We start from the raw sequence: 24297 nt of genomic DNA, 5'->3' as shown, positions 1-24297 counted from the left end.
TACACGCGTCCGCGCGGGGGATGTGCAATTTGTACACGCTGAAAGCGACACAGGGGTAACCCTGTAGTAACCCCTCTGGTCGGTGAGGCGGTCAGGGCTAGGGAGGCAAAAGGGCGGGGCGGCGTTTAGGCCGAGGGTTACCACAGCCGGAAATTCACTGCTCGTTAACCTGCACCGTACGATCCCTGTTGCGCGACTGTTGCGTAAACCCTTGACTTTGCGCGCTTTATCACGTATAGGTTGTGTCATGCTAGAAGAAGTGGGCGAACGGCCTCGGGGTGACCCGGTGGCCGTTTTTTCGTTTCTCTCGTGCGGAGAACACTCACGCATGAGGTCACAGGCAAACATGACTTTGATTACCCCGGAAGAGCGGATTTCCCAGACGGCTGAACTGTTGCAGTCCCTGGAAAGGTCCATTCGCGATCTGCGGCAAGCGGCAGAAGACCTGCGCAAACAGATCGGTGCCGGGGAGGATGCAGATCTTGCTGGTTCAGCCAAGCAACTCGGTCAGCTGGAGGGGCTGATCCGAAGTTGCCAGAAAGTGGAGACAAGCTTTGTCGAACAACATTACAGACAAGCCGGAATTGCCCAAGGAGGGTACGCGCTCGACCTTGAGCGGGCCCGATTTGAGATCGGGTGCAGGCTGGCTCGCCTCCGCCGATGCTGCAGTGCGGGAGAGATTTCTGAGTGAGATCGGGGAGGGGGGGCTGTGTGCCCTCCCTTACCTGTTTGAATTCTGGGCGCTGCCACATCAATTGCCGCCCGAGGGCGACTGGCGGTCCTGGGTGATCATGGGCGGGCGCGGTGCGGGCAAAACGCGGGCCGGGGCCGAGTGGGTGAGATCGATGGTCGAGGGGCCGAAACCGCTGGACAAGGGCGAGGCGTGCCGCGTGGCGCTGGTGGGTGAAACATTCGATCAGGTGCGCGACGTGATGATCTTTGGCGACAGCGGGATATTGCAATGCTCGCCCCCGGATCGGCGACCCGTGTGGAAGGCATCGGAACGCAAGCTGATTTGGCCCAACGGGGCCGAGGCTCAGGCGTTTTCGGCACATGATCCCGAAGGGCTGCGCGGACCGCAGTTCGATGCGGCCTGGGTGGATGAGCTGGCCAAGTGGAAGAAATCGGGCGAGACCTGGGACATGCTGCAATTTGCGCTGCGTTTGGGCGAGAGGCCCCGGGTCTGCGTGACCACGACACCGCGCAATGTGAAGGTTCTGAAGGAGTTGCTGGCGTCGCCCTCCACCGTGCAGACCCATGCGCCGACCGAGGCGAACCGGGCCAATCTGGCGGCGTCGTTTCTGGAGGAAGTGCGCGCGCGCTATGCCGGCACGCGGCTGGGGCGGCAGGAGCTGGACGGGGTGCTGCTGTCGGATGCGGAAGGGGCGCTGTGGACGGGTTCGATGCTGGAGGCGGCGCGCTGCGCAAAGGTGCCCGAATTGGATCGCATCGTGGTGGCGCTGGATCCGGCGGTGACGTCTGGGTCAGGCGCGGATGCCTGCGGGATCGTGGTGGTTGGCGCGCAAGTGCAAGGCCCGCCCGAGGACTGGCGCGCCTATGTGCTGGCTGACCGGACGGTGCAGGGAGTTGGCCCGGCGGGCTGGGCGCAGGCGGCGATTGACGCGATGGATGAGTTCGGGGCCGAACGGCTGGTGGCTGAGGTCAATCAGGGCGGGCAACTGGTGGAAGAGGTCGTGCGGCAGGTAGACCCTCTGGTCCCTTATCGTGCTGTGCGGGCCTCCCGCGGCAAGGTCGCGCGGGCCGAGCCTGTGGCAGCGCTGTACGAGCAGGGGCGGGTGGCCCATGTGGCCGGGCTGGACGCGCTGGAGGAGCAGATGTGCCAGATGACCGCGCGCGGGTTCGAAGGGCAGGGCTCACCCGACCGGGTCGACGCGCTGGTCTGGGCGTTGCATGAGTTAGTGGTAGGGCCTGCGGGGGTGTTTAGAAGGCCGAGGGTGAGGGCGTTGTGAGAGGTTGTTCACTTTATACCTAGATAGCGAACGACTGAAAGCATCCTGTACTAATGGTGCTGCGCAAGACGCAAAAGTCAGCTTTCGAAGGCGCGTTCTTCGATACGATAGCGGAACTGGATATAGCCGCTCGGGCAGGCAACTGCCTGCGCATCAGTTAGAGTGACATCTCGGAGAGTTCTTCCAAATAATGGTGTTCCATCACCGATCAGGATCGGCATTTGGGTTATGGTGATCTCGTCAAGTCGACCGAGGTTGATAAAATTCTGAATAGTCTTGCCGCCGTCAACATACGCACTCTGATAGCCTTCAGCCTCAAGCCTGTCCAAGAGTGCGGCCAGGTCGCCTGAATACAGTTCGATTTTGTTTTTCAGATTGTCTGGTGGCGTTTGAACCGTTTTGCTTAGCACAACAATCTTTGTTGTTCCGTAGGGCCACTGATCGGGTGGCAGATCAAAGCTGCTGATCATTTCCATGCACTTGCGACCCATGATCACGCAATCGATGGTCGCAATGTAGGTCGCAAAGTCGATGTAGCCCTCGGCCATGCCGACCTCCGGGTCTCCGGAGGTTTCGAGCCAGTCAACACTGCCATCGGCCCGGGCTATAAACCCGTCTGCGCTTGTTGCGATATAAGCGCTGCACTTCATGATGACCTCCTTGATTTTCTAGCCAACTCAAAGGATGCTGGTTGTCATCTAACCTGATAGCAGACATTTGTTCCAACGGATATCTCGGCAGCTTCGTCCGCAATGAGGAAATTTGAACTCAATGCAAAGTTGGCGTGAAGCAGGCGGTCGAGATAGCCGTTGCCCACCCCCCGTACGCCTCGTTCCCAAGCCCTAAACCTCTATCCGTCATAACTCCTTTCAACAAGCCGGGCAGAGCGGCGGCAGAAAGGAGCACAGATGGTATTCGATTTCTTGCGTCGTGGATCGGCCGGCAGCGCGCCCGAGGCGAAGGCGAGCGCGACGGGGCCTGTGGTGGCGTGGCAGACTGGCGGGCGCGTGGCGTGGAGCCCGCGGGACACGGTGTCTCTGACGCGGACGGGGTTTTCGGGCAATCCGGTGGGGTTCCGGTCGGTCAAGCTGATTGCTGAATCGGCGGCGGCTCTGCCCTTGATTTTGCAGGGTCAGGGGCAGCGTTTCGATGCGCACCCGATTCTGGCCCTGTTGCGACGCCCGAATGCGGCGCAGGGGCGGGCAGAGATGCTGGAGGCCCTGTTCGGGCAGTTGCTGCTGTCGGGCAATGCTTATGTCGAGGCGGTGCAGGCCGAGGACGGGCTGCCGGTTGAGCTGCATGTTCTGCGCTCGGACCGGATGAGCGTTGTGCCGGGGGCGGATGGGTGGCCCAAGGCCTATGATTACAGTGTCGGTGGCAAGACGCACCGGTTCGCGGCCGAGGCCATCTGTCATATCAAGACGTTCCACCCGCAGGATGATCACTACGGGTTCTCACCGATGCAGGCGGCGGCGACGGCGATTGATGTGCATAACAGCGCCTCGCGGTGGTCGAAATCGCTGCTGGACAATGCCGCGCGGCCCTCGGGGGCGCTGGTGTGGAAGGGCGGTGATGGGCACGGAATGATGGCCGAGGAGCAGTTCCGCCGCCTGTCCGACGAGATCGAGCAGAACTATCGCGGGGCGCGCAATGCGGGTCGGCCGATGGTTCTGGAGGGGGGGCTGGATTGGAAGCCGATGGGCTTTTCCCCCTCAGACATGGAGTTTCAGAAGACCAAGGAAGCCGCCGCCCGCGAGATCGCGCTGGCCTTTGGGGTCCCGCCGATGCTGCTGGGGATACAGGGCGACGCGACCTATTCGAACTATCAGGAGGCCAACCGGGCGTTTTACCGCCTGACCGTGCTGCCCCTGGTGACGCGGGTGGCGGCGGCGGTGTCGGAGTGGCTGACGGGCTTTACCGGCGAGGATCTGATCCTGAAACCCGATCTGGATCAGGTAACGGCCCTGTCTGCCGAGAGGGATGCGCAATGGGCGCGGGTCAATCGGGCGGAATTCCTGAGCGATGTGGAAAAACGCAGGTTGCTGGGTCTGCCGGAGCGTGCCGATGGCTGAGGGGTATCCGCCGTTCGAGTGCGCGCCGGGGCTACGTCTGGCCGCGCATGAACGGGTGGCCGAGATCCAGCACGCGCATCTGTGCAGGCGGCTGGATCAGATCGAAGAGATGATGGAGCGGCTGGAGAAACGGCTGTGGCTGACAGTCTATGGTGTGGCCGCAGTGATCCTGGCGCAGGCGTTTCAGTCATTCCTGGTGGTAACGCCATAAGTTCAGTGGGTTACATGGAGAAGTTCATGGATTTGGAGCATAAGTTCGCAGGGTTCGGTGACATCCTGTCAGTGACCGAGGATGCGGTGATCGAAGGCTATGCCAGCCTGTTCGGGCAAGTCGATCAGGGCAGTGACATGGTGCAGCGCGGGGCCTATAGCGCCTCGCTTGAGGGGCTCGCCAAGGCGGGTCAGCGGGTCAAGATGCTGTGGCAGCACGACCCGGCGCAACCCATAGGTGTCTGGGACGAGGTGCGCGAGGACGACAAGGGCCTGTGGGTCAAGGGTCGCCTGCTGGAAAGCACCCAGAAAGGCCGGGAAGCGGCCGAGCTGATCCGGGCGGGTGCGATGGATGGCCTGTCGATCGGCTACCGCACCAAGCGGGCCGTAAAGAATGACAAGGGCCAGCGGGTCCTGACCGAACTGGAGCTGTGGGAGGTGTCGCTTGTGACCTTCCCGATGCTGCCCAGTGCGCGGGTGGCGGCAAAGGGGAGCGACCTCGATGCCGAGAACACCTGGCGCAGTATTGCCGAGGTGTTCAACGACGCCCGGCAGGAGCTGGCGCGGACCTAGCGCGCCTCAAACCCACCCAAAAACAGGACATGCTGATGAGCAAGACCGAGATCCCGGCCTTGACCGGAGAGGGTGCGCCCCTGGTTCAGGAGGTGAAGCAGGCGATGGCTGGCTTCGTGAATGAATTCAAGGGCCTGAAGGCTGAAGTTAAAACAAAATTGCAACAGACAGAAGAGCGACTGACCATGCTGGATCGTAAATCAACCATCGCGGCGCGCCCGCATCTTGCGGCCTCGACCCTGGACGGTGCCCCGCACCAGAAGGCGTTCGACGCCTATGTACGCTCGGGCGAGGATGATGGGCTGCGCGGGCTGGAAATGGAGAGCAAATCGCTGTCCACCGCCGTCAACAGCGATGGTGGGTATCTGGTCGATCCGCAGACCGCCGAGACGATCAAGTCGGTTCTGAACGCAACCGCGTCAATCCGTTCGATTGCGTCGGTGGTGAATGTCGAGGCGAATTCGTTTGATGTGCTGATCGACCATACCGATGTCGGTGCAGGCTGGGCAGATGAGAATTCATCCACTTCCGAAACCGGAACCCCGTCGATCGACCGCATCTCGATCCCGCTGCACGAGTTGAGCGCGCTGCCCAAAGCCTCGCAGCGTTTGCTGGATGACAGCGCGTTCGATGTCGAGGGCTGGCTGGCCGGTCGGATCGCCGACAAGTTTGCCCGTGCCGAGGCGGCGGCCTTTATCACGGGTGACGGTGTGGACAAACCCAAGGGTCTGATGATCCACCGGGCGGTATCCGATGACACCTGGTCCTGGGGCAGCCTGGGGTACGTTGCCACCGGCATCGATGGCGGTGTCGATGCGGATGCGATTGTCGATGTGGTTTATGCGCTGGGCGCGCAATACCGGGTCAATGGCACATTCGTCATGAACTCGAAAACGGCGGGTGTGATCCGCAAGCTGAAGGACAGTGATGGCCGTTTCCTGTGGTCGGACGGTCTGGCCGCCGGTGAGCCCGCGCGCCTGATGGGCTATCCGGTACTGATTGCCGAGGACATGCCGGATGCGGCCTCGGACAGCTTCTCGATCGCGTTTGGCGACTTCAAATCCGGTTACACCATCGCCGAGCGCCCCGATCTGCGCGTGCTGCGTGATCCGTTCAGCGCCAAGCCGCATGTCCTGTTCTATGCGACCAAGCGTGTGGGCGGCGATGTGAGCGACTTTGCAGCCATCAAGCTGGTGAAATTCGGCATCGCTTAAGCGGTGACGAATCCGGGGGGCCATCGGCCCCTCGGGCGGCGGGCGCGGGCCGGGGTGAGATCCCCCGCGTTGTCTAGCTGCTCCCCTCCGTCCGAGCAACGTGGGGCGGCGCGTGCCCGTCATTTTCCTGACTGAGGCCCCCGGTGGGGTCCGAGATTGCGGAGTGAATGGATGATGTTGATCGAAGAAACCGCCATCGCGGATGCGGCGCTGCCGGTGGATCAGTTCAAGGCGCATCTGCGGCTGGGCAGGGGCTTTGCCGAGGATGACGTTCAGAACGAGGTGCTGAAGGGGTTCCTGCGGGCGGCCATGGCCGCGATTGAGGCGCGCACCGGCAAGGTTCTGATCGAGCGCGACTTTTCATGGAGCCTGAGCGGTTGGCGCGATCCGTCGGGCGAGGTTTTGCCGGTTGCTCCGGTGACATCGGTGCTGGCCGTGACGGTGACCGATGCGGCAGGTTCTGAAACCGTTGCGGATGCGGCGGTGTATCGGCTGGAACGCGATGGCCAGCGCCCGCGGTTGCGGCCGGTCGGGTCGGCCCTGCCTGCGATTGCAACGGGGGGTGCGGTGAAGATCGCCTTCACGGCCGGGATGGCCACGGATTGGGCCGGTTTGCCCGCTGATCTGGGCCAGGCGGTTCTGCTGCTGGCGGCGCATTATTACGAATACCGGGACGAGACCGCGCTGGGCGCGGGGTGTATGCCGTTTGGCGTCACCAGCCTGATCCAGCGCTATCGCATGGTGCGCTTTGGTGCGGGGGTGGTGCAATGAACACGCCGCGTCTGAACCGCAAGCTGGTGCTTGAGGCCCCGATGCGCAGCGCTGACGGGGCCGGGGGATATACCGAGGCATGGGCCGCGCTGGGAACGCTGTGGGCCGAGGTCACGGCGCGCAGTGGCGCGGAGCGGCAGATCGCTGGCGTTTCCGTCTCGCGCGTGGGGTATCGCATCGTGGTGCGGGGCGCGCCCGAGGGATCGACCATGCGCCCGGCACCGGATCAGCGGTTTCGCGAAGGCAATCGCCGTTTCGTCATCCGCGCCGTGGCTGAGCGCGACGCGCGCGGCCAGTACCTGACCTGTTTCGCGGATGAAGAGGTGGCGGCATGAGTTATGGCGTATCAGCCGCCCTGCAGGCGGCGGTGTTTCAGCACCTGACCGGGGATGCGGATGTCAGCGGCCAGTCCGGTGGCGCGATCTATGACGCGGTGCCCACGGGAACGGTTCCGCAGACCTATGTGACATTGGGCCCGGAAGAGGTCCGCGACGCCTCGGACCGGTCGGGCGCGGGTGCGATCCACCGCTTTACGGTTTCGGTGGTGTCCGAAGCCGCCGGGTTTGGCGCGGCAAAGACGCTGGCCGGGGCGGTGTGTGACGCGCTGGACAATGCGCCGCTGGTTCTGAGCCGCGGGCATCTGGTCGGGCTGTGGTTCGAGCGCGCCTCGGCCCGGCGGACCGGGACAGGCGGCAGCATCCGCCAGATCGATCTGAGATTCCGCGCCCGCGTGGAAGACGACTAAGCAATCAACGGAGAGAGCACATGGCTGCCCAGAACGGAAAAGACCTTTTGGTCAAAGTGGATATGAACGGCACGGGTCTGTTCCAGACCATTGCGGGCCTGCGGGCCACGCGGATCAGTTTCAACGCCGAAAGCGTGGATGTCACCAGCCTGGAAAGTCAGGGGGGCTGGCGCGAGCTGTTGTCGGGGGCGGGGGTCAAATCGGCCTCGATCTCGGGCTCGGGCGTGTTCAAGGATGCAGGTACAGACGAACGCGCGCGGCAGCTGTTCTTTGACGGCGAGACCCCGGCGTTTCAGGTGATCATCCCCGATTTCGGCATTGTCGAGGGGGCGTTTCAGGTGACGGGTATCGAATATGCAGGCTCGCACAACGGTGAGGCGACCTATGAGATGAGCATGGCAAGCGCCGGTGCGCTGAGCTTTACGGCGCTGTAATCGCATGGCCAATCCGTGGACGGGCGAGGTGGCACTGACCATCGATGGAGAGCGGCGGGTGCTCAAGCTAACGCTGGGCGCTTTGGCGGAACTGGAGCAGGAGCTGAACACCGGATCCCTGGTCGAGCTGGTGCAGCGGTTCGAGGGTGGCGCGTATTCCAGCAGTGACGTGCTGGCGCTGATCGTTGCCGGATTGCGGGGCGGGGGCCGGGATATCAGCCGCGCCGACCTGCTTCATGCCGAAATCGAGGGCGGCCCGATGGCTGCGGCCAAAGCGGCGGCCGAACTGCTGGCCCGCGCCTTCATGGTGCCGGAAACGACATGAGCGGGTTTGACTGGCCCGCCCTGATGCGGGCCGGGTTTCTGGGGCTGCGGCTGACGCCGGATCAGTTCTGGCGTCTGACCCCGGCAGAACTGCGGCTGATGCTGGGGCAGGGCGCCGGGATGTCCGCGATGAACCGGGCAGGCCTTGACGCGCTGCTGGCCGCCTTCCCGGACAAGCAACAAGGAGAGCGTGATGACGGATCGTGACGGGTTTGACGACTTGCAGGAACGGGGCGCAGCGCTGGGCGATGCCCTGGGTGATGCTGCGACGATGGCCGCGGCGTTTGACAGCCAGATGAAGCGGATCAGCGCCGCATTCGAGGAAACCGGCAAGGATGTCGCCACGTTGGAGCGGGGCATGTCCAGCGGTTTGCGCAAGGCGTTCGATGGCGTGGTTCTGGACGGGATGAGCCTGTCGGGCGCGCTGGATGTGCTGAAGAACTCGTTGATCCAAACGGCTTATGCAGCCGCGATCAAGCCGGTGACGGATCATTTTGGCGGATTGCTGGCAAACTCGGTCGGCGGGTTGGTGCAGGGTCTTCTGCCCTTTGCCGATGGCGGCAGTTTCAGCCAGGGCCGGGTGATGCCGTTTGCCAATGGCGGCGTGGTCAGCAGCCCGACGATGTTTCCAATGCGCGGCGGCACCGGGCTGATGGGCGAGGCCGGCCCTGAGGCGATCATGCCGCTGGCGCGCGGCGCGGACGGCAAGCTGGGCGTGCGCACGCAGGGCGGTGGGCGTTCGGTGAATGTGGTGATGAACATCACGACCCCGGATGTGCAGGGGTTCCGCCGCTCACAGGGACAGATTGCAGCACAGATGAGCCGTGCGTTAGGGCGCGGCAATCGCAACAGGTAAATCAGGGAGCAGCTGATGACTTTCCACGAGGTAAGATTTCCCGCCAGCCTGAGCTTTGGCTCGGTCGGGGGGCCCGAGCGGCGCACGGATATTGTAACGCTGGCCAACGGGTTCGAAGAGCGCAACACGCCCTGGGCCCATTCCCGGCGCAGGTATGACGCGGGGCTGGGGATGCGCTCGCTGGACGATATCGAGACGCTGATCTCGTTCTTCGAGGCGCGGCAGGGCCAGATGTACGGGTTTCGCTGGAAGGACTGGTCGGATTTCAAATCCGGCAAGGCCACGTTGGATGTCGATGTCGGAGATCAGGTTATCGCACGCGGCGACGGTGTGCGAACCGAGTTTCAGCTGATCAAGACCTATAGCTCGGGCGGGGTTAGCTATGCCCGCCCCATCGTCAAGCCGGTGCTAGGAACGGTGCGTCTGGGGCTGGATCAGGATGAGATCCGGGAGGGCGTGGAATTCGAGGTTGATCTGGCAACGGGCCGGATCACCTTTGCCGACCCGCCACCGGAAGAGGTGGATATCACCGCCGGGTTCGAATTCGATGTGCCGGTGCGGTTTGACACCGACAAGATCCATACCAGCGTCGCCAGTTTTCAGGCCGGAGAGGCGCCGAACGTTCCCGTGGTTGAGGTGCGTGTCTGATGGCTGTGGATGAACAGGGCCTGCACGCGCATCTGCAAAGCGGGATGACCACCGTGTGCCGGTGTTGGGCGATCAGACGCCGGGATGGTCAGGAATACGGGTTCACCGATCATGATCTGGAACTTGGCTTTGACGGATTGACGTTCAGGGCCAGCACCGGTTTGACGGCGGCGGCCATCGAGCAGGCCACCGGCCTGTCCATTGACAACACCGAAGCCATGGGCGCGCTGTCGGATGCGGCCATTCGCGAAGAGGATATCGAGGCGGGGTGGTTCGACGGGGCCGAAGTGCGCGCGTGGCTGGTCAACTGGGCCGACCCGGATCAGCGCATCCTTCAGTTCCGGGGCTCGATCGGGGAATTGCGGCGCTCAGGCGGTGCATTCCACGCCGAGTTGCGTGGCCTGACCGATTTGCTGAACCGCCCGTTGGGGCGCGTGTATCAGAAGCCTTGTACTGCCGTATTGGGGGACCGGACCTGTCGGTTCGACATGGATACGCCCGGCTATTGGATTGAAGGCGCCGTCACCGGTTTTGATGGTGGAACCGTTCTGCTTGTCGCGGGCGGGGCAACCATCGAAGACGGCTGGTTCGAGCGCGGCAGGATTGACGTTGTGTCGGGAGCGGCGAAGGGGCTCTGGTCATCAGTCAAGCATGACCAGCAGGTGGCGAACGGGCGGCAGATCACGCTCTGGTCCGGTTTCGGGGAAAGCCTTGTGCCGGGTGACACGGTCAGGCTGCGGGCAGGGTGCGACAAACGCATGGAGACCTGTCGCCTGAAGTTCAACAACCTGCTGAACTTTCAGGGCTTTCCCGATCTTCCGGGCGAAGACTGGGTGATGGCCGTCCCCAAACAGAGCAAAGCCAACAGCGGAGGGAGCCTGAGGTGACGATACACAGGCAGAATATTGTCGCGGAAGCGCGCAGCTGGCTGGGGACGCCTTATGTGCATCAGGCCTCGACCAAGGGGGCGGGCACGGATTGTCTGGGCCTGCTGCGCGGCGTCTGGCGCGCCGTGATCGGGCAGGAGCCCGAGGCGGTTCCGGTCTACAGTCTGGACTGGTCCGAGCCGCAGGGCGAGGAACGCATGTGGGCGGCGGCGCGGCGGCATCTGGTCGAAAAACCGGCCGCCGATTTTGCGGTCGCAGATGTGCTGCTGTTCCGGATGCGCGATGGCAGCGTGGCCAAACATCTTGGCATCGTCAGCGTCGCAGGCCACGAGCCGAGGTTCATTCACGCCTATTCCGGTCATGGCGTGGTCGAGAACGCGCTGAGCGGCCCATGGCGCCGCAGGGTCGTTTCCTGTTTCGAATTCCCGTTGGAGGTGCTCTGATGGCTACTATTCTTCTTTCCGCAGCCGGGGCGGCGCTGGGCGGTTCAATCGGCGGAACGGTCGCGGGCCTGTCCACCGCGATCATCGGTCGGGCCATTGGCGCGACGGTCGGGCGGGTCATCGACCAGAGGTTCTTCAGCCAGTCCGTCATGGGCAGTGGCAGCGAAGTCGTCGAAACGGGCCGCATGGACCGGTTCAGGCTGACGGAAACCGGCGAGGGTGCACCGGTGACCACTGTCTTTGGGCGTATGCGCGTGGGCGGTCAGGTCATCTGGGCGTCGGACTTTCTTGAGACCGAGACCCGTGAAACGCAGGGCGGCGGAGGCGGCGGCAAAGGCAAACCCAAGGCACCCGAAGTGACCACCGTCAGCTACAGCTATTCGATTTCGCTGGCCATTGCCGTTGGTGCAGGCGAGATCGCCGATGTCGGGCGCATTTGGGCAGACGGGGAAGAACAGGACCGATCCGGGCTGAACATGCGCATCTATCACGGCACGCAGGACCAGTTGCCCGATCCCCTTATCGAAGCAATCGAAGGGGCGGGCACGGTGCCGGCCTATCGCGGTACAGCCTATGTCGTGATCGAGGATTTCCCGCTTGCGAGTTTTGGCAACCGGGTGCCGCAGTTCTCGTTCGAAGTGGTGCGCCCCGCGCAGCGCGACATGCCGGATTACCCAAGCGCCCTGCCGCAGATCGTGCGGGGCGTGGCGATGATACCGGGTACGGGCGAGTATGCGCTGGCCCGTTCGCAGGTGAATTATACGCAATCCGGGACAAGCTGGGCGGCCAATGCGCATTCCGCGTCGGGTGTATCGGATCTTGTGAGCTCGACCCGTGCGCTGGAGACCGAGTTGCCAAATTGCGACGCGGCCTCGTTGGTGGTGTCGTGGTTCGGTGACGATCTGAGATGCGGCACATGCACGATCCGGCCCAAGGTCGAACAGAGTGGTACGGACAGCCGCAACATGCCATGGATCGTGTCGGATCAGGTTCGCAGCACGGCGGGCCAGGTCGCGCGGCAGGACGGCCGCCCGGTCTATGGCGGAACACCCGCAGACCCGGCGGTGGTCGAGGCGATCCGACACCTCAACCAGTCGGGAAAGCGGGTCATGTTCTATCCGTTCATCCTGATGGAGCAATTGCAGGGAAACGGGCTGCCCGATCCCTGGTCAGAGGCCACAAGTCAGCCCCACCTGCCTTGGCGGGGACGGATCACGCTGGATGTGGCGCCGGGGCGCGCAGGGTCTGCTGATCAGACCGCGGCGGCGGACGCGCAGGTGGCCGCGTTCTTTGGGACGGCAAGTGCTGCGGATTTTACGATCAACGAAGGTTTTGACGCCCCGGTGGACACGGGCGGCGGCAGTAGCAGCGGTGGCTCGGGCCCGGTGCTTGGCGGGCGGCCGGATGATCGCGGGCCTGGCGATTTGCAATGGGTAAACGGTGGCGGCACGTTTGGCGGCTTGCTTGGCAATGGTCCCGTTCCGGCCACGAAAATCGTCAAATACTCCGGCCCGCAGGAATGGGGCCTGCGCCGGTTCATTCTGCACTATGCCATGTTGTGCAAGGCGGCTGGTGGGGTGTCATCCTTCTGTATCTCGTCCGAGATGCGTGGCCTGACCCAGATCCGCGGGGCCTCGGGGTTTCCCGCCGTTGCGCAACTGCGTGCGCTGGCGGCAGAGGTGCGCCAGATTCTGGGCCCGGACACCAAGATCGGCTATGCGGCGGATTGGAGCGAGTATTTCGGATACCAGCCGGATGGAAGCGGAGACAGGTATTTTCACCTCGACCCGTTATGGGCGGATGACAATATCGATTTCATTGGCATCGACAATTACATGCCTTTGTCTGACTGGCGTGATGGCGAAAATCACGTAGACGCCGAGGATGGTGCGCCGTCGGTCTACGACCTTGGGTATCTGCGCGGCAATATCGAGGGGGGCGAGGGGTATGACTGGTATTATGCCGCGCCGGAGGAGGCCGAGGCACAGATCAGAACGCCCATCGAAGATCAGGAGCATGATGAGCCATGGGTCTGGCGCTACAAGGACCTGCGCGGCTGGTGGTCAAATCTGCATCACGAGCGGATCGGTGGCGTTCGTCAGCCCAATCCGACCGACTGGGTTCCAGGATCAAAGCCGATCTGGTTTACCGAGTTGGGATGTGCGGCAATCGACAAGGGCACGAACCAGCCGAACAAGTTTCTGGACCCGAAATCGTCTGAATCGCTGCTGCCTGCATATTCAAACGGGCTGCGTGACGATTTCATTCAGGTTCAGTACCTGGCGGCGACCCTTGGATATTGGAGTGACCCGGACGTCAACCCGGTGTCGCAAGTCTATGGCGGACCAATGCTGGACCTGACGAATGCCTATGTCTGGGCGTGGGATACCCGCCCGTTTCCGACCTTTCCAAATCTGCGAAACCAGTGGGATGATGGCGCGAACTATGACCGGGGGCATTGGCTGAACGGCCGGTCCGGCTCGCGCACGCTGGCCTCGGTCGTGACTGAGATATGCCACGCGGCAGGGGTGACAGATATCGATGTTACCGGGCTTTATGGCGTGGTTCGGGGATATGTCATCGAAGATGTGACAAATGCGCGGTCGGCTTTGCAACCGCTGATGCTGCGCTATGGGTTCGACGCGATCGAACGGAACGGCATCTTGCGCTTTCAGATGCGGGATGGCTATGGCGCGATTGCCCTGAACCCCGATCATCTGGCGATCAGCGGCGATCTGGATGGCACGGTTGAACACCGGCGTGAAGCCGAGGCCGAGATGACGGGCCGCGTGCGCCTGCGCTTTGTCCAGTCGGATGCGGATCACGATCTGGTTGCGGAAGAGGCGGTTCTGCCCGAGGACAGCACGCATTCTGTCTCGGTCAACGAGATGCCGTTGTCCATGACACGCACCGAAGGCCGGCAAACGGCTGAGCGCTGGTTGAGCGAGGCTCGTGTTTCCCGCGATACGGTGCGGTTTGCCTTGCCGCCATCGCTGCTGCATCTGGGCGCAGGTGATCTGGTGCGGTTGTCAGAAACCGAAAACAGCCCCCTTTACCGGATTGACCGACTGGAATCGGCCGATCTGCAACTGGTCGAGGCGGTTCGGGTTGAACAGGGCGTGTATAAGGCATCGCAATTGCGCGACGACCCGGCGGTTGTCAGACCCTATGCCGCGCCAGTTCCCGTGCTGCCGGTGTTTCTGGACCTGCCGCTGATCACCGGGGCAGAGGTCCCGCATGCACCTTATCTTGCGGTGACCGCTGATCCCTGGCCGGGGGCCGCGACGGTTTATTCCTCCTCAACCGATGAGGGGTACAGCCTGAGTGATGTGATCCCCGGTCAGGCCATTGTGGGCGTGACCGAAACACCGCTGAGGCGCGCCAGTATCGGCGTCTGGGACGAAGGCCCGGCCGTGAAGGTGCGGCTGTTGGCCGGTCAGTTGGAATCGCGTCCGCGTGGCGCGGTTCTGAACGGTGTCAATCTGGCGGCCATCGGCGACGGAACACCCGGCAACTGGGAGGTGTTCCAGTTCTCGGATGCCACGCTTGAGTCCCCCGGCGTTTACGCGTTGTCCGGGCGGTTGAGGGGCCAGTTGGGGTCGGATGCCCTGATGCCGGATGTCTGGCCGGACGGGTCCATATTCGTGGTGCTGAACGATCAGGTGCAGCAGACCAACCTGTTGCGCAACGAGCGGGGGCTGGCCAAACACTATCGCATCGGCCCGGCGACCCGTGGTTACGATGATCCGGCTTACCAGCACCTGATCGCCTCATTCGACGGCAATGGTTTGCGCCCGTTTTCCCCGGTTCACCTTCGGGTGCGATCCGACGCAACCGGCGAGCACCTGACCTGGGTGCGGCGCACCCGGTTGGATGGGGATGACTGGTCAGGGCTGGAGGTTCCGCTGGGCGAGGAAAGCGAATCCTATCTTGTGCGCGTCTTTGCTGGGGGAACCCTTGTCCGTGAAGAGATGACATCCCTGCCAGGGTGGTCCTATTCGGCGGCATTGAAGGCGGCAGATGGTCTGACCGGGTCATATGAGGTCGGGATTGCGCAGGTGTCGGCCATTTACGGCCCCGGTGCGATGGCGCGACTGGTTGTCAGGTAAGCGGCCCGATGCGACCGCTATTGCACGGTGATGTAAGTGCCGCGGCGCGCGCCTTGTTGGCGGCGCCGCCGCCAGAGCGGACCCGCTTATGCGTCCGGATGATCCATGAGGCGGAACTGGCCGACAATCACCGCGCGCGCACGGGTCGGCTGCATCCGGTTTACGGCAACGGATCGTTGATGGCGGTTGCGCGCAACAGGGTGCTGGCCGATGAGCCGGGGTTTGACGATTTGCAATATTGTCAGTGTTTTTCGCTGGTTTTGCACCATCTTGCCGAGTTTCTGATCACCCGGTCGCGCAGCTGACGCATTTGCTGGCAGCCAGATCCAGAGACAATCGCCCATCGGGAATACGGTCGCCGCAATCCTCGCAATACCCGTATTCCCCCTCGTCCAGCCGCATAAGCGCGGCCTGAAGGCGGCGGGTTTCGACATTACGATTCACCTGTTGCGCCTTTGCCATCGCCTGGTTTTGCAACGCATCCATACGGCTGAGCCGACCAACCGCCTGCTGATCCAGTTCAACAACGGCCTGAGCCTGCTGGCCTGATGCGGACAATTGATCCAGTTCGGCCAGACGCTCGTGAATTCGTGTTTCAAAATATGCGCGTTCGGACTCATTCATTTTCGTTGTATCGCGGATCACGGGTTTGCGTTTGGCCTTTTTGCCACTAAATGGCATTCTAGGCGCAGCAAAGGATCAAAAGCTATGTTTGAAAAACGCAGCCCCGTGACACCGGTCGATCCGGTCTGGAACCGTATCACATCCGAGGCCCAAGCAGCCGTCGAGACAGAGCCGCTTATGGGCGGGCTTGTGCACGCCTGTATCCTGCATCACCGCAGCCTTGAGCGTGCACTGTCCTATCGGATCGCGGCCAAGCTGTGTTCGAACGAAATGTCGATGATGGTTCTGCGCGAGATCGTGGACGAGGCTTATGCAAACGATCCCGGTCTGCTGGAAGCCGCCCGCGCCGATCTGATGGCGGTTTATGAGCGTGATCCGGCCTGCCATCGGTTGTTGCAGCCCATTCTGTATTTCAAGGGCTATCAGGCCATGCAGGCCTATCGTGTGGCGCATTGGCTGTGGCGCAAGGGGCGCTATGATCTGGCCTATTTCTTCCAGATGCGATCGTCGGAGATTTTCGGCATCGATATTCACCCGGCCGCGAGGATCGGCAAGGGGATCATGATCGACCACGCCCATTCCATCGTCATCGGTGAAACCGCCGTGGTCGGAGACAATGTGTCGATGCTGCATTCGGTGACGCTGGGCGGAACCGGCAAGGAAGAGGAAGACCGCCATCCCAAAATCGGAGACGGTGTTCTGATCGGGGCCGGGGCAAAGGTGCTGGGCAACATCAAAGTCGGCCATTGCAGCCGTATCGCCGCCGGTTCGGTGGTGTTGCAGGACGTTCCGCCGTGCAAGACCGTTGCCGGTATCCCGGCCAAGATCGTGGGCGAGGCCGGATGCGATCAGCCGTCGATCTCGATGGATCACATGCTGGGCAAAGATCAGTAAACGGTTTCAGTCCGAGCGGTTGTTGCGCCTTTCCAACCGCTCGCGACGCCTGTCTTCCCGCTTTTGCCTGCGCATTTCCCTGCGTTGTTTTTGCTCGGCTTTCTGACGCGCGATGACGGCGGGATCGTTCGAATTGAACTTTGAATTCTCACCGGGATAGCTGTTGGGCTTTGCGGATACCGCATCAGGTGCCGCCCCCGCGAGGAGTACAAAGACGAACAGGATTTGGATCAGGGATCGTAGGAACATCGCGCACCTTTCTTCGTTCAGCATCCGCAGGAAGAAGGTGGGGATGGCGCCAGTGCCGGGCAATCGGTTCGCCGATCACGGGGGCTCAATTCAGCGCCACAAGATATGTGCCCTCGTCAGAATTGCTTTCTGGCGAGGGCGTTTATTGTGATCAGGCCAGCATAACCATCGGGTTTTCAAGATTGTCGACAATGGCCTTGAGCAGCTCGGCCCCCAGCGCGCCGTCGATGACCCGGTGGTCAACCGACATGGTGACAGACATCACCGTTGCCACGGTCAGCTCGCCATCATCCCCGACAACCGGTTTCTTGACGCCGGTGCCAACGGCCAGAATACCGGCATGAGGCGGGTTCACGATGGCATCGAAATTGTCGATGCCGAACATGCCCAGGTTCGAGATGGCAAAGGTGCCGCCCTGATATTCATGCGGAGCCAGCTTGCGCTCGCGGGCGCGGGCAGCAAGGTCTTTCATCTCGGTCGAAAGGGCTGACAGGGATTTCATGTCAGCGTCTTGCAGGACCGGCGTGAACAACCCGCCTTCGATTGCGACCGCAACAGCCACATCTGACGGTTTCAGTTGCAGCACCCGGTCACCTGCCCAGACGGCATTACAGGCCGGAACCTGTTGCAGCGCATTGGCGACGGCTTTGATGATGAAGTCATTGACGCTGAGCTTGACGCCACGGCCTTCGAGTTGCTTGTTCAGCTGACCACGGAATTTCAACAGCGCATCCAGCTTGATATCGCGGCGCAGGTAGAAATGCGGAATGGTCTGTTTGGCCTCGCCCAGGCGTGCGGCAATGGTTTTGCGCATACCGTCGAGCTTGATTTCCTCGTACGGGCGGCCTTCGTACATCCGCGCGACCATATCCGCCGATGGACCAGACGGAGCTGCTGGGGCAGCTGCGGGCGCGGCGGCGGCGGGAGCAGTGGCGGGAGCTGCTGCCGGAGCGGTGGCAGTTGCGCCCTCGACATCAACCTTGACGATGCGACCGTGCGGGCCGGAACCGGCAATCTGCGTCAGGTCGAGACCTTTTTGCGCAGCAATCCGGCGGGCCAGAGGCGAGGCAAAAATCCGACCACCATCAGCCTTGGCCGGAGCGGCCGGGGCAGGGGCGGGCGCCTCGGGTGCCGCTGGCGCGGCAGCCTCGTTGCCCGCGACGGCTGCGGGGGCAGCCGCCGGTGCAGCAGCCGGAGCCGTGCCAATGTCATCGGCGCTTTCGCCGTCTTCCAGCAGAACCGCGATGGCGGTGTTGACCTTGACCCCTTCGGTGCCCTCGGGGATCAGGATCTTGCCGATGGTGCCTTCGTCAACGGCCTCGAACTCCATCGTGGCCTTGTCGGTTTCGATCTCGGCCAGCAGGTCACCGGAGGAGACGGTATCGCCTTCCTTGACCAGCCATTTGGCGAGCGTACCTTCCTCCATCGTTGGGGACAGGGCGGGCATCAGAATTTCTGTAGGCATCTGTCTGTCGCTCCTTACCGGTAGGTCACTTGTTTGACAGCGGCGATCACCTCATCCGTGGTGATCAGGGCCAGCTTTTCGAGGTTCGCGGCATAGGGCATCGGAACGTCCTTGCCGGTGCAGTTGATGACCGGTGCGTCGAGGTAATCAAACGCCTCCTGCATCACGACCGAACTGATATAGCTGCCGACGGACCCCTGCGGCCAGCCTTCTTCCACTGTCACCAGCCGGTTGGTCTTCATCACCGAATTGATGATGGCGCCTGTGTCCATCGGGCGGATGGTGCGCAGGTCGATCACTTCGGCGCTGATGCCGTCTTCGGCCAGCTTGTCAGCAGCTTCCAGCGCGTATTGCATGCCGATGCCAAAGCTGACGATGGTCACGTCCGAGCCTTCACGCCAGATGCGGGCCTTACCCAGAGGAATGGTCAGGTCATCCACCTGCGGCACTTCGAAAGAGCGACCGTAGAGGATTTCGTTTTCCAGGAACACAACCGGGTTGGGGTCGCGGATGGCCGATTTCAGCAGACCTTTGGCATCAGCAGCCGAATAAGGCATGACGACCTTCAGACCGGGGATCTGCATGTACCACGCGGCATAGTCCTGGCTGTGCTGTGCGGCCACGCGGGCCGCGGCCCCGTTGGGCCCCCGGAACACGATGGGGCACCCCATCTGACCACCGGACATATAAAGCGTTTTGGCCGCAGAGTTGATGATCTGGTCAATCGCCTGCATGGCGAAGTTGAAGGTCATGAACTCGACAATCGGTTTCAGACCGCCAAAGGCCGAACCCACCGCGATACCGGCAAACCCGTGTTCGGTGATCGGGGTGTCGATCACGCGTTTGGAGCCAAATTCATCCAGCAGGCCCTGCGAGATTTTATAGGCCCCCTGATATTCAGCGACTTCCTCGCCCATCAGATAGACGTTTTCATCACCGCGCATTTCCTCGGCCATTGCATCGCGCAAGGCTTCGCGCACGGTTTCGGACTTCATCTCGGCATCCGCGGGCCAGTCGGGTGACAGGTCCACCGCCGGAGCAGCGGGGGCTGCTGCGGCAGGAGCCGGGGCCGGGGCTGCTGTGGGGGCGGCCTCGGGCGCCGCTGCGGCTGCGGGGGCTGCTGCGGCTGCGGGGGCTGCTGCGGGCAGGGCCGAGGCGTCTTCGCCTTCTTCGACCAGCACTGCGATAGGGGTGTTCACCTTGACCCCTTCGGTGCCCTCGGCGATCAGGATTTTGCCGACGATGCCTTCATCGACGGCCTCAAACTCCATCGTTGCCTTGTCGGTCTCGATCTCGGCCATGATGTCGCCCGAGGATACGGTGTCGCCTTCCTTGACCAGCCATTTGGCCAGCGTACCCTCTTCCATCGTGGGGGAAAGGGCGGGCATGAGAATTTCGGTTGCCATGTCTTATTCGTCCTCTCAGGCGTAAATGTCAGTCCAGAGCTCTTCGACCGAAGGCTCGGGGCTTTCTTTCGAGAATTCGGCGGCCTGGTTGACGATCTCCTTGATTTCCTTGTCGATCGCTTTCAGGTCATCCTCGGTCGCGTGCTTGCCGGTCAGCAGCAGCTCACGCACATGTTCGATCGGGTCGCTTTGTTCGCGGACCTTCTGAACCTCTTCGCGGGTACGGTACTTGGCCGGGTCGGACATCGAGTGGCCGCGATAGCGGTAGGTCTTGATTTCCAGGATATAGGGGCCTTTGCCTGCGCGACAGTGCGCGACAGCTTTTTCACCCGCTTCCTTGACCGCCAGCACATCCATGCCGTTGACGATCTCGCCCGGAATGCCAAACGCCTCGCCGCGATGGAAGATGTCCTTGGTCGAGGTCGAACGGGACTGTGCGGTGCCCATGGCGTATTGGTTGTTCTCGATCACGAAAATCACCGGCAAGCCCCAGATGGCCGCCATGTTGAAGGTCTCATACACCTGACCCTGGTTCGCGGCACCGTCCCCGAAATAGGTGAAGGTCACGCGGCCGTTTTCCTTGTACTTGTCGGCAAAAGCCAGCCCCGCGCCCAGCGGAACCTGCGCGCCGACGATACCGTGCCCGCCATAGAAGTGCTTTTCTTTCGAGAACATGTGCATCGAGCCGCCCTTGCCCTTGGACAGGCCACCGATGCGCCCGGTCAGTTCGGCCATAACGCCGCCCGGATCCATTCCGCAGGCCAGCATGTGACCGTGGTCGCGATACGAGGTGATGCGCTTGTCGCCTTCCTCTGCAGCGGCCTCGAGCCCGACAACAACGGCCTCTTGTCCGATATAAAGGTGGCAGAACCCACCGATCAGGCCCATGCCATAAAGCTGACCGGCCTTTTCCTCGAATCGGCGGATCAGCAGCATCTCGCGGTAGTATGTCTGGAGTTCTTCCGCAGAAACATTTGGTTTCTTTGTGGTTTTTCGCGCAGCCATCGTGGCGATCTCCCCCTTTCGGACAGATAGTTTAGCGTTAAACTATCTCATAAAGCATTTGGGGCTTTCTGGCGAGGGGAAATGTGACGCAGCGTTCGGCGCGGCGCATCCTGGCCGAAACGCCGGGCCTGAGTTGCTTTTTCTGAAAAGGGTCCTTGATCAGCGGATCACAATTTCGTCCGACCGGATCATGCCCAGAACCGAGCGCGCCTGCTGATCCAGCAGGTCCAGATCCAGATAGGTGTCGGACAGACGCCGTGTCAGGTTTTCCATCTCGGCGATTTCGACATTCAGTTTTTCCAGACTGCGTGACAGAGCGTCCCGTTCCGCCGCAATTTCGACCCGCCGAAACAGGCCGTAATCCCCCTGAACGGCGGCGAAGGTGAAATACACACCCAGCATGAAAGCCACCGAGAAGAAGAGAACTGCACCCAAACCGGGCCGATGGGAACGGGACACTCTGTTTACCGCCGTATGAAAACTTGCCTCAATAACGGGCTCTTTCCGAGCCTCTGATCGCACTATGTCACAGGCGATTCGGGTTGTGAATCCCCTGATTCGGTTTTTTCATCAGTATTTCGTGTGCGACCCGGTCAAAGCTCAGCGCCAGGACTGAAGCTGCTGATTTCTTGCAAGCGTCTGCTCTTTCATACAGGTCCAGTAGAACATCGGCGCAGCGCTGCCGCCGCCGGACAGTTCCTTGTCGCAGGTGGCGTCCCGCGTCTTTAGCCACGCACGTTGTTCCGCCAGAAGGGCATTGCCGTTTCCACGTGCATCAGCGACCGGCTTGATCTGTTTCCATAACCGGTTGAGGTCACGGTCAACGGCTTCCCATTGTTCCTTGGCACAGAAATTTGCGTCAAGCTGTGTCTGGCCACCGCAGCTGGATTGTGCTGTTGCAGGCCACGGCATCGCGAGAAGGACGAACAGGTATAATGACCTCATTGTATAATCCCCCATTCAAATAGGGGATTATACCATGAACCGTGACAAGCGGCCAAATGCGGTCAGTGCCGATTATTGTTCCAGCGCAGCGACACCGGGCAGGGTTTTGCCTTCCATCCATTCAAGGAATGCACCGCCTGCGGTCGAGATATAGGTGAAATCCTTGGCTGCCCCCGACGCATTCAGCGCCGCAACCGTGTCACCGCCACCCGCGACCGAGATCAGCTGACCCGACCGGCTGAGGGCTGCGGCTTTCAGGGCCGCGGCATTGGTGGCCGTGTCGAACGGCTCCAGCTCGAACGCGCCCAGCGGGCCGTTCCAGATCAGGGTCTGGCTTTTGTCGAAAATCGCGGTAATCGCGGTGACGCTTTCCGGTCCCGCGTCCAGGATCATGCCATCCTCGGGGCACTGGTCGGCTGGCAGAACCTTGTGGGGTGCGTTGGCTTCGAATTTCTCGGCCACCACAATGTCACGCGGCAGGACGATCTGGCAGCCCGAGCTTTCGGCTTTGGCCAGAATTTCGGCTGCGGTGTCCTTCATTGCGGTTTCAGCCAGTGATTTGCCAACGCTGATGCCTTGGGCGACAAGGAATGTGTTCGCCATGCCACCACCGATCACCAGGTAATCGACCTTGTCGATCAGATTGCCCAGCAGTTCCAGCTTGGTCGAGACCTTGGCGCCGCCGACAACCGCCGTTACCGGGCGCTTGGGCGCACCCAGCGCGCTTTCCAGCGCCTGCAACTCGGCCTGCATCAGACGGCCCGCACAGGCGGGCAGCAGACGGGCGATGGCCTCGGTCGAGCTGTGGGCGCGGTGCGCGGCTGAAAACGCATCGTTGCAATAGACATCGCCCAGCTTGGCCATGCCAGCGGCCAGATCGGCGTCGTTCTTGGTTTCGGCCGCGTGAAAGCGCGTGTTTTCGAGCAGCAGGACCTGACCGGGTTGCAAGGCTCCGGCGGCCAGTTCCGCCTCGGCCCCGACGCAATCGGCGGCAAACAGAACCTTGGCACCAAAAGCGCTTTCCAAAGTCGGGACCAGTTGTTTCAGTGACAGGCTTTCACGCCGTTCGCCACCAGGACGGCCAAAATGAGCCAGAAGGATCGGTTTGCCGCCAGCGGCCAGAATATCGCGTACCGAGGGGACGATCCTTTGGATACGGGTGGCGTCGGTCACAACACCGTCAACCACGGGCACGTTGATGTCCACACGCACCAGCACGCGTTTGCCGTTCAGGTCCATATCGTCCAGTGTTTTCCAGCCCATTGTGCGATCCTTGTCGTTGGCAACCGATTTAGGCGGTTCTTTTCCTGCATTTTGCCCTCAGGTCAATGCGTCACTTGGCATTCGCACGCGTGCGTCATAGGTATTTGCGCAAGATAAACGACAGGAGGGCCTCATGGCCGAGATCAAAGACCCCGAAAACACAATCATCATCGAGCTGAAAGGCGGCAATGTCGTCATCGAGCTGCTGCCGGATGTAGCGCCTTTGCACAGTGCGCGGATGAAGGAACTGGCCCGTGGCGGTGAATATGACAATGTGGCCTTTCACCGTGTGATCGACGGTTTCATGGCGCAAACCGGCGACGTGCAGCATGGCGATATGGAAGACGGGTTCAACCTGCGCATGGCGGGCACCGGCGGTTCGTCGCTGCCGAATGTTCCGGCAGAATTTTCCAAGCTGCCCCATGATCGCGGCACGCTGGGCGCGGCGCGCTCGCAGAACCCGGATTCGGCCAATTCGCAGTTCTTCATCAACTTCAAGGACAATCACTTCCTGAACGGTCAGTACACGGTCTATGGCCGGGTCATCGACGGTATGGAGCATGTGGACGCCATCGTTCGCGGTGAGCCGCCTGCAAGCCCGGACCGCATGATCAGCGTCAAGGTGGCCGCAGATGCATAAACTGGCTGCGGCTTTTGCCTTGCTGGCAAGCCCGGCGCTGGCCAGCGGTTTGCAGATCGAGGTCGAAGGGGAAGGGGCCAATGGCACAATCTCGATCGACCTGTTCGAAGATGTGGCACCCCAGCATGTGGAACAGATCACCGCTCTGGCTGCTGACGGTCAGTATGACGGCGTCGTGTTTCATCGCGTAATCGATGGCTTCATGGCGCAAACCGGCGACGTGCAATACGGCAACTCGGGCGCGGACGGCTTCGACATGCGTTATGCCGGGCGCGGCGGGTCGGATCGCGCGGATTTGCCTGCCGAGTTCTCGGACGTGAGTTTTGACAGGGGTGTTGTCGGCATGGCCCGGTCAAGCGATCCGGATTCGGCCAATTCGCAGTTCTTCATCATGTTCGCCCCCGGCCCGTTTCTGGACGGCCAGTATACCGTGGTTGGTCAGGTGACCGACGGTATGGATGTGGTCGACGCGATCAAGCGGGGCGAAGGCCAGAACGGTGCGATCATCGGTGCACCGGATGTGATGAAAAAAGTTACCGTTACCGAATAA

General features: G+C 61.8%; 29 protein-coding genes and 2 pseudogenes. 22 read left to right on the top strand and 9 right to left on the bottom strand.

What is annotated here, in order from left to right; translation table 11 throughout:
* Nucleotides 1–346 precede the first annotated feature (346 nt).
* Nucleotides 347–691 (top strand): hypothetical protein, encoded by a 345-nt coding sequence (locus ACR0LL_RS06470; RefSeq protein ID WP_480584869.1) that lies wholly within the window; start codon nt 347–349, stop codon nt 689–691.
* Nucleotides 669–1970 carry a DNA-packaging protein gene (locus ACR0LL_RS06465; RefSeq protein WP_480584866.1) on the top strand — a complete coding sequence of 434 codons (1302 nt, stop codon included), beginning with the start codon at nt 669–671 and terminating at the stop codon, nt 1968–1970. Before ACR0LL_RS06470 ends, ACR0LL_RS06465 begins: the two co-directional genes overlap by 23 nt.
* Before the next feature lie 77 nt (nt 1971–2047).
* Here ACR0LL_RS06465 and ACR0LL_RS06460 read toward each other — a convergent pair whose 3' ends face one another.
* A complete protein-coding gene (locus ACR0LL_RS06460) occupies nt 2048–2620 on the bottom strand; it encodes a dihydrofolate reductase family protein (RefSeq protein ID WP_480584864.1) in 573 nt (190 codons plus the stop codon).
* 258 nt (nt 2621–2878) lie between these two features.
* Between ACR0LL_RS06460 and ACR0LL_RS06455 the strand changes: the two genes are divergently transcribed.
* From ACR0LL_RS06455 to ACR0LL_RS06375, 17 genes and pseudogenes are all read left to right on the top strand, one after another.
* Nucleotides 2879–4042, top strand: a complete 1164-nt coding sequence (locus tag ACR0LL_RS06455; protein WP_267365008.1) for a phage portal protein — start codon at nt 2879–2881, stop codon at nt 4040–4042.
* The gene (locus ACR0LL_RS06450) at nt 4035–4253 is read left to right on the top strand and encodes a GTA head formation protein, RCAP_rcc01685 family (protein ID WP_267365006.1); all 219 of its coding nucleotides are present in this window, start codon (nt 4035–4037) and stop codon (nt 4251–4253) included. The genes ACR0LL_RS06455 and ACR0LL_RS06450 overlap by 8 nt, the downstream gene beginning before the upstream one ends.
* A 14-nt stretch (nt 4254–4267) precedes the next feature.
* Complete coding sequence (locus ACR0LL_RS06445) at nt 4268–4825, top strand: HK97 family phage prohead protease (protein WP_480584861.1); 558 nt, start codon at nt 4268–4270, stop codon at nt 4823–4825.
* A 35-nt stretch (nt 4826–4860) separates the two neighbouring features.
* Complete coding sequence (locus ACR0LL_RS06440) at nt 4861–6039, top strand: phage major capsid protein (protein ID WP_480485291.1); 1179 nt, start codon at nt 4861–4863, stop codon at nt 6037–6039.
* Between the two features lie 171 nt (nt 6040–6210).
* On the top strand, nt 6211–6810 hold the full coding sequence (locus ACR0LL_RS06435; protein ID WP_480584859.1) for a head-tail connector protein: 600 nt from the start codon (nt 6211–6213) through the stop codon (nt 6808–6810).
* Nucleotides 6807–7145, top strand: coding sequence for a phage head closure protein (locus tag ACR0LL_RS06430; RefSeq protein WP_480480407.1), 339 nt, complete (start codon nt 6807–6809; stop codon nt 7143–7145). The genes ACR0LL_RS06435 and ACR0LL_RS06430 overlap by 4 nt, the downstream gene beginning before the upstream one ends.
* On the top strand, nt 7142–7555 hold the full coding sequence (locus ACR0LL_RS06425; protein WP_267364995.1) for a DUF3168 domain-containing protein: 414 nt from the start codon (nt 7142–7144) through the stop codon (nt 7553–7555). The genes ACR0LL_RS06430 and ACR0LL_RS06425 overlap by 4 nt, the downstream gene beginning before the upstream one ends.
* Before the next feature lie 20 nt (nt 7556–7575).
* On the top strand, nt 7576–7989 hold the full coding sequence (locus ACR0LL_RS06420; RefSeq protein ID WP_267364994.1) for a phage major tail protein, TP901-1 family: 414 nt from the start codon (nt 7576–7578) through the stop codon (nt 7987–7989).
* A gap of 4 nt (nt 7990–7993) precedes the next feature.
* Nucleotides 7994–8314 carry a gene transfer agent family protein gene (locus ACR0LL_RS06415; RefSeq protein WP_480584857.1) on the top strand — a complete coding sequence of 107 codons (321 nt, stop codon included), beginning with the start codon at nt 7994–7996 and terminating at the stop codon, nt 8312–8314.
* Entirely contained in the window at nt 8311–8520 is a 210-nt protein-coding gene (locus ACR0LL_RS06410; protein ID WP_267364990.1) for a rcc01693 family protein, read from the top strand. The genes ACR0LL_RS06415 and ACR0LL_RS06410 overlap by 4 nt, the downstream gene beginning before the upstream one ends.
* Entirely contained in the window at nt 8507–9169 is a 663-nt protein-coding gene (locus ACR0LL_RS06405; RefSeq protein WP_480480413.1) for a phage tail tape measure protein, read from the top strand. Before ACR0LL_RS06410 ends, ACR0LL_RS06405 begins: the two co-directional genes overlap by 14 nt.
* Nucleotides 9170–9184: 15 nt before the next feature.
* The gene (locus tag ACR0LL_RS06400; protein ID WP_267364987.1) at nt 9185–9817 is read left to right on the top strand and encodes a DUF2460 domain-containing protein; all 633 of its coding nucleotides are present in this window, start codon (nt 9185–9187) and stop codon (nt 9815–9817) included.
* Complete coding sequence (locus tag ACR0LL_RS06395; protein ID WP_480584855.1) at nt 9817–10704, top strand: DUF2163 domain-containing protein; 888 nt, start codon at nt 9817–9819, stop codon at nt 10702–10704. The genes ACR0LL_RS06400 and ACR0LL_RS06395 overlap by 1 nt, the downstream gene beginning before the upstream one ends.
* Complete coding sequence (locus tag ACR0LL_RS06390) at nt 10701–11147, top strand: NlpC/P60 family protein (RefSeq protein ID WP_480584852.1); 447 nt, start codon at nt 10701–10703, stop codon at nt 11145–11147. Before ACR0LL_RS06395 ends, ACR0LL_RS06390 begins: the two co-directional genes overlap by 4 nt.
* Nucleotides 11147–12478, top strand: a pseudogene (locus tag ACR0LL_RS06385) (baseplate multidomain protein megatron); the annotation flags it as partial. The gene ACR0LL_RS06390 and the pseudogene ACR0LL_RS06385, both read left to right, overlap by 1 nt.
* A 162-nt stretch (nt 12479–12640) precedes the next feature.
* A pseudogene (locus ACR0LL_RS06380) lies at nt 12641–15256 on the top strand (baseplate multidomain protein megatron); the annotation flags it as partial.
* Nucleotides 15257–15264: 8 nt separating this feature from the next.
* Nucleotides 15265–15561 carry a DUF7742 family protein gene (locus tag ACR0LL_RS06375; protein WP_480584850.1) on the top strand — a complete coding sequence of 99 codons (297 nt, stop codon included), beginning with the start codon at nt 15265–15267 and terminating at the stop codon, nt 15559–15561.
* On the opposite strand, the gene ACR0LL_RS06370 is transcribed toward ACR0LL_RS06375, so the two are convergent.
* Nucleotides 15542–15937: a TraR/DksA family transcriptional regulator gene (locus ACR0LL_RS06370; RefSeq protein ID WP_480584848.1), complete on the bottom strand. Its 396-nt coding sequence runs from the start codon at nt 15935–15937 to the stop codon at nt 15542–15544. The genes ACR0LL_RS06375 and ACR0LL_RS06370 overlap by 20 nt on opposite strands.
* 27 nt (nt 15938–15964) lie before the next feature.
* Here ACR0LL_RS06370 and cysE point away from each other — a divergent pair, with 27 nt between their 5' ends.
* Nucleotides 15965–16774: a serine O-acetyltransferase gene (gene cysE, locus ACR0LL_RS06365; protein WP_267364267.1), complete on the top strand. Its 810-nt coding sequence runs from the start codon at nt 15965–15967 to the stop codon at nt 16772–16774.
* A gap of 6 nt (nt 16775–16780) precedes the next feature.
* On the opposite strand, the gene ACR0LL_RS06360 is transcribed toward cysE, so the two are convergent.
* From ACR0LL_RS06360 to ACR0LL_RS06330, 7 genes are all read right to left on the bottom strand, one after another.
* Nucleotides 16781–17086 carry a hypothetical protein gene (locus tag ACR0LL_RS06360; RefSeq protein ID WP_480584846.1) on the bottom strand — a complete coding sequence of 102 codons (306 nt, stop codon included), beginning with the start codon at nt 17084–17086 and terminating at the stop codon, nt 16781–16783.
* 88 nt (nt 17087–17174) lie between these two features.
* Nucleotides 17175–18488 carry a pyruvate dehydrogenase complex dihydrolipoamide acetyltransferase gene (locus ACR0LL_RS06355; protein WP_480492986.1) on the bottom strand — a complete coding sequence of 438 codons (1314 nt, stop codon included), beginning with the start codon at nt 18486–18488 and terminating at the stop codon, nt 17175–17177.
* Between the two features lie 14 nt (nt 18489–18502).
* Entirely contained in the window at nt 18503–19894 is a 1392-nt protein-coding gene (locus ACR0LL_RS06350; RefSeq protein WP_480584843.1) for a pyruvate dehydrogenase complex E1 component subunit beta, read from the bottom strand.
* 15 nt (nt 19895–19909) lie between these two features.
* Nucleotides 19910–20899 (bottom strand): pyruvate dehydrogenase (acetyl-transferring) E1 component subunit alpha, encoded by a 990-nt coding sequence (gene pdhA, locus ACR0LL_RS06345; RefSeq protein WP_209503593.1) that lies wholly within the window; start codon nt 20897–20899, stop codon nt 19910–19912.
* Between the two features lie 159 nt (nt 20900–21058).
* Nucleotides 21059–21358 carry an FtsB family cell division protein gene (locus ACR0LL_RS06340; protein WP_209503595.1) on the bottom strand — a complete coding sequence of 100 codons (300 nt, stop codon included), beginning with the start codon at nt 21356–21358 and terminating at the stop codon, nt 21059–21061.
* Nucleotides 21359–21499: 141 nt separating this feature from the next.
* Nucleotides 21500–21844: a lysozyme inhibitor LprI family protein gene (locus tag ACR0LL_RS06335; RefSeq protein ID WP_480584841.1), complete on the bottom strand. Its 345-nt coding sequence runs from the start codon at nt 21842–21844 to the stop codon at nt 21500–21502.
* A gap of 72 nt (nt 21845–21916) precedes the next feature.
* Nucleotides 21917–23107, bottom strand: coding sequence for a phosphoglycerate kinase (locus tag ACR0LL_RS06330; RefSeq protein ID WP_480584838.1), 1191 nt, complete (start codon nt 23105–23107; stop codon nt 21917–21919).
* 133 nt (nt 23108–23240) lie between these two features.
* Between ACR0LL_RS06330 and ACR0LL_RS06325 the strand changes: the two genes are divergently transcribed.
* The gene (locus tag ACR0LL_RS06325; RefSeq protein ID WP_209503601.1) at nt 23241–23747 is read left to right on the top strand and encodes a peptidylprolyl isomerase; all 507 of its coding nucleotides are present in this window, start codon (nt 23241–23243) and stop codon (nt 23745–23747) included.
* Nucleotides 23740–24297 carry a peptidylprolyl isomerase gene (locus ACR0LL_RS06320; RefSeq protein WP_209503603.1) on the top strand — a complete coding sequence of 186 codons (558 nt, stop codon included), beginning with the start codon at nt 23740–23742 and terminating at the stop codon, nt 24295–24297. The genes ACR0LL_RS06325 and ACR0LL_RS06320 overlap by 8 nt, the downstream gene beginning before the upstream one ends.

The sequence above is a fragment of the Ruegeria sp. AI2 genome (assembly GCF_056541275.1).
The sequence above is the reverse complement of the archived record's forward strand: the minus strand, read 5'-3'. Positions and strand labels throughout refer to the sequence as shown.

Coding starts and splice junctions, on each gene's coding strand:
- ACR0LL_RS06470 (WP_480584869.1), top strand. CDS start 347: ATGACTTTGATTACCCCGGAAGAGCGGATTTCCCAGACGGCTGAACTG.
- ACR0LL_RS06320 (WP_209503603.1), top strand. CDS start 23,740: ATGCATAAACTGGCTGCGGCTTTTGCCTTGCTGGCAAGCCCGGCGCTG.
- ACR0LL_RS06440 (WP_480485291.1), top strand. CDS start 4,861: ATGAGCAAGACCGAGATCCCGGCCTTGACCGGAGAGGGTGCGCCCCTG.
- pdhA (WP_209503593.1), bottom strand. CDS start 20,899: ATGGCTGCGCGAAAAACCACAAAGAAACCAAATGTTTCTGCGGAAGAA.
- ACR0LL_RS06355 (WP_480492986.1), bottom strand. CDS start 18,488: ATGCCTACAGAAATTCTGATGCCCGCCCTGTCCCCAACGATGGAGGAA.
- ACR0LL_RS06405 (WP_480480413.1), top strand. CDS start 8,507: ATGACGGATCGTGACGGGTTTGACGACTTGCAGGAACGGGGCGCAGCG.
- ACR0LL_RS06375 (WP_480584850.1), top strand. CDS start 15,265: ATGCGACCGCTATTGCACGGTGATGTAAGTGCCGCGGCGCGCGCCTTG.
- ACR0LL_RS06435 (WP_480584859.1), top strand. CDS start 6,211: ATGATGTTGATCGAAGAAACCGCCATCGCGGATGCGGCGCTGCCGGTG.
- ACR0LL_RS06420 (WP_267364994.1), top strand. CDS start 7,576: ATGGCTGCCCAGAACGGAAAAGACCTTTTGGTCAAAGTGGATATGAAC.
- ACR0LL_RS06445 (WP_480584861.1), top strand. CDS start 4,268: ATGGAGAAGTTCATGGATTTGGAGCATAAGTTCGCAGGGTTCGGTGAC.
- ACR0LL_RS06455 (WP_267365008.1), top strand. CDS start 2,879: ATGGTATTCGATTTCTTGCGTCGTGGATCGGCCGGCAGCGCGCCCGAG.
- ACR0LL_RS06450 (WP_267365006.1), top strand. CDS start 4,035: ATGGCTGAGGGGTATCCGCCGTTCGAGTGCGCGCCGGGGCTACGTCTG.
- ACR0LL_RS06335 (WP_480584841.1), bottom strand. CDS start 21,844: ATGAGGTCATTATACCTGTTCGTCCTTCTCGCGATGCCGTGGCCTGCA.
- ACR0LL_RS06400 (WP_267364987.1), top strand. CDS start 9,185: ATGACTTTCCACGAGGTAAGATTTCCCGCCAGCCTGAGCTTTGGCTCG.
- cysE (WP_267364267.1), top strand. CDS start 15,965: ATGTTTGAAAAACGCAGCCCCGTGACACCGGTCGATCCGGTCTGGAAC.
- ACR0LL_RS06325 (WP_209503601.1), top strand. CDS start 23,241: ATGGCCGAGATCAAAGACCCCGAAAACACAATCATCATCGAGCTGAAA.
- ACR0LL_RS06430 (WP_480480407.1), top strand. CDS start 6,807: ATGAACACGCCGCGTCTGAACCGCAAGCTGGTGCTTGAGGCCCCGATG.
- ACR0LL_RS06410 (WP_267364990.1), top strand. CDS start 8,311: ATGAGCGGGTTTGACTGGCCCGCCCTGATGCGGGCCGGGTTTCTGGGG.
- ACR0LL_RS06370 (WP_480584848.1), bottom strand. CDS start 15,937: ATGCCATTTAGTGGCAAAAAGGCCAAACGCAAACCCGTGATCCGCGAT.
- ACR0LL_RS06415 (WP_480584857.1), top strand. CDS start 7,994: ATGGCCAATCCGTGGACGGGCGAGGTGGCACTGACCATCGATGGAGAG.
- ACR0LL_RS06425 (WP_267364995.1), top strand. CDS start 7,142: ATGAGTTATGGCGTATCAGCCGCCCTGCAGGCGGCGGTGTTTCAGCAC.
- ACR0LL_RS06460 (WP_480584864.1), bottom strand. CDS start 2,620: ATGAAGTGCAGCGCTTATATCGCAACAAGCGCAGACGGGTTTATAGCC.
- ACR0LL_RS06330 (WP_480584838.1), bottom strand. CDS start 23,107: ATGGGCTGGAAAACACTGGACGATATGGACCTGAACGGCAAACGCGTG.
- ACR0LL_RS06395 (WP_480584855.1), top strand. CDS start 9,817: ATGGCTGTGGATGAACAGGGCCTGCACGCGCATCTGCAAAGCGGGATG.
- ACR0LL_RS06350 (WP_480584843.1), bottom strand. CDS start 19,894: ATGGCAACCGAAATTCTCATGCCCGCCCTTTCCCCCACGATGGAAGAG.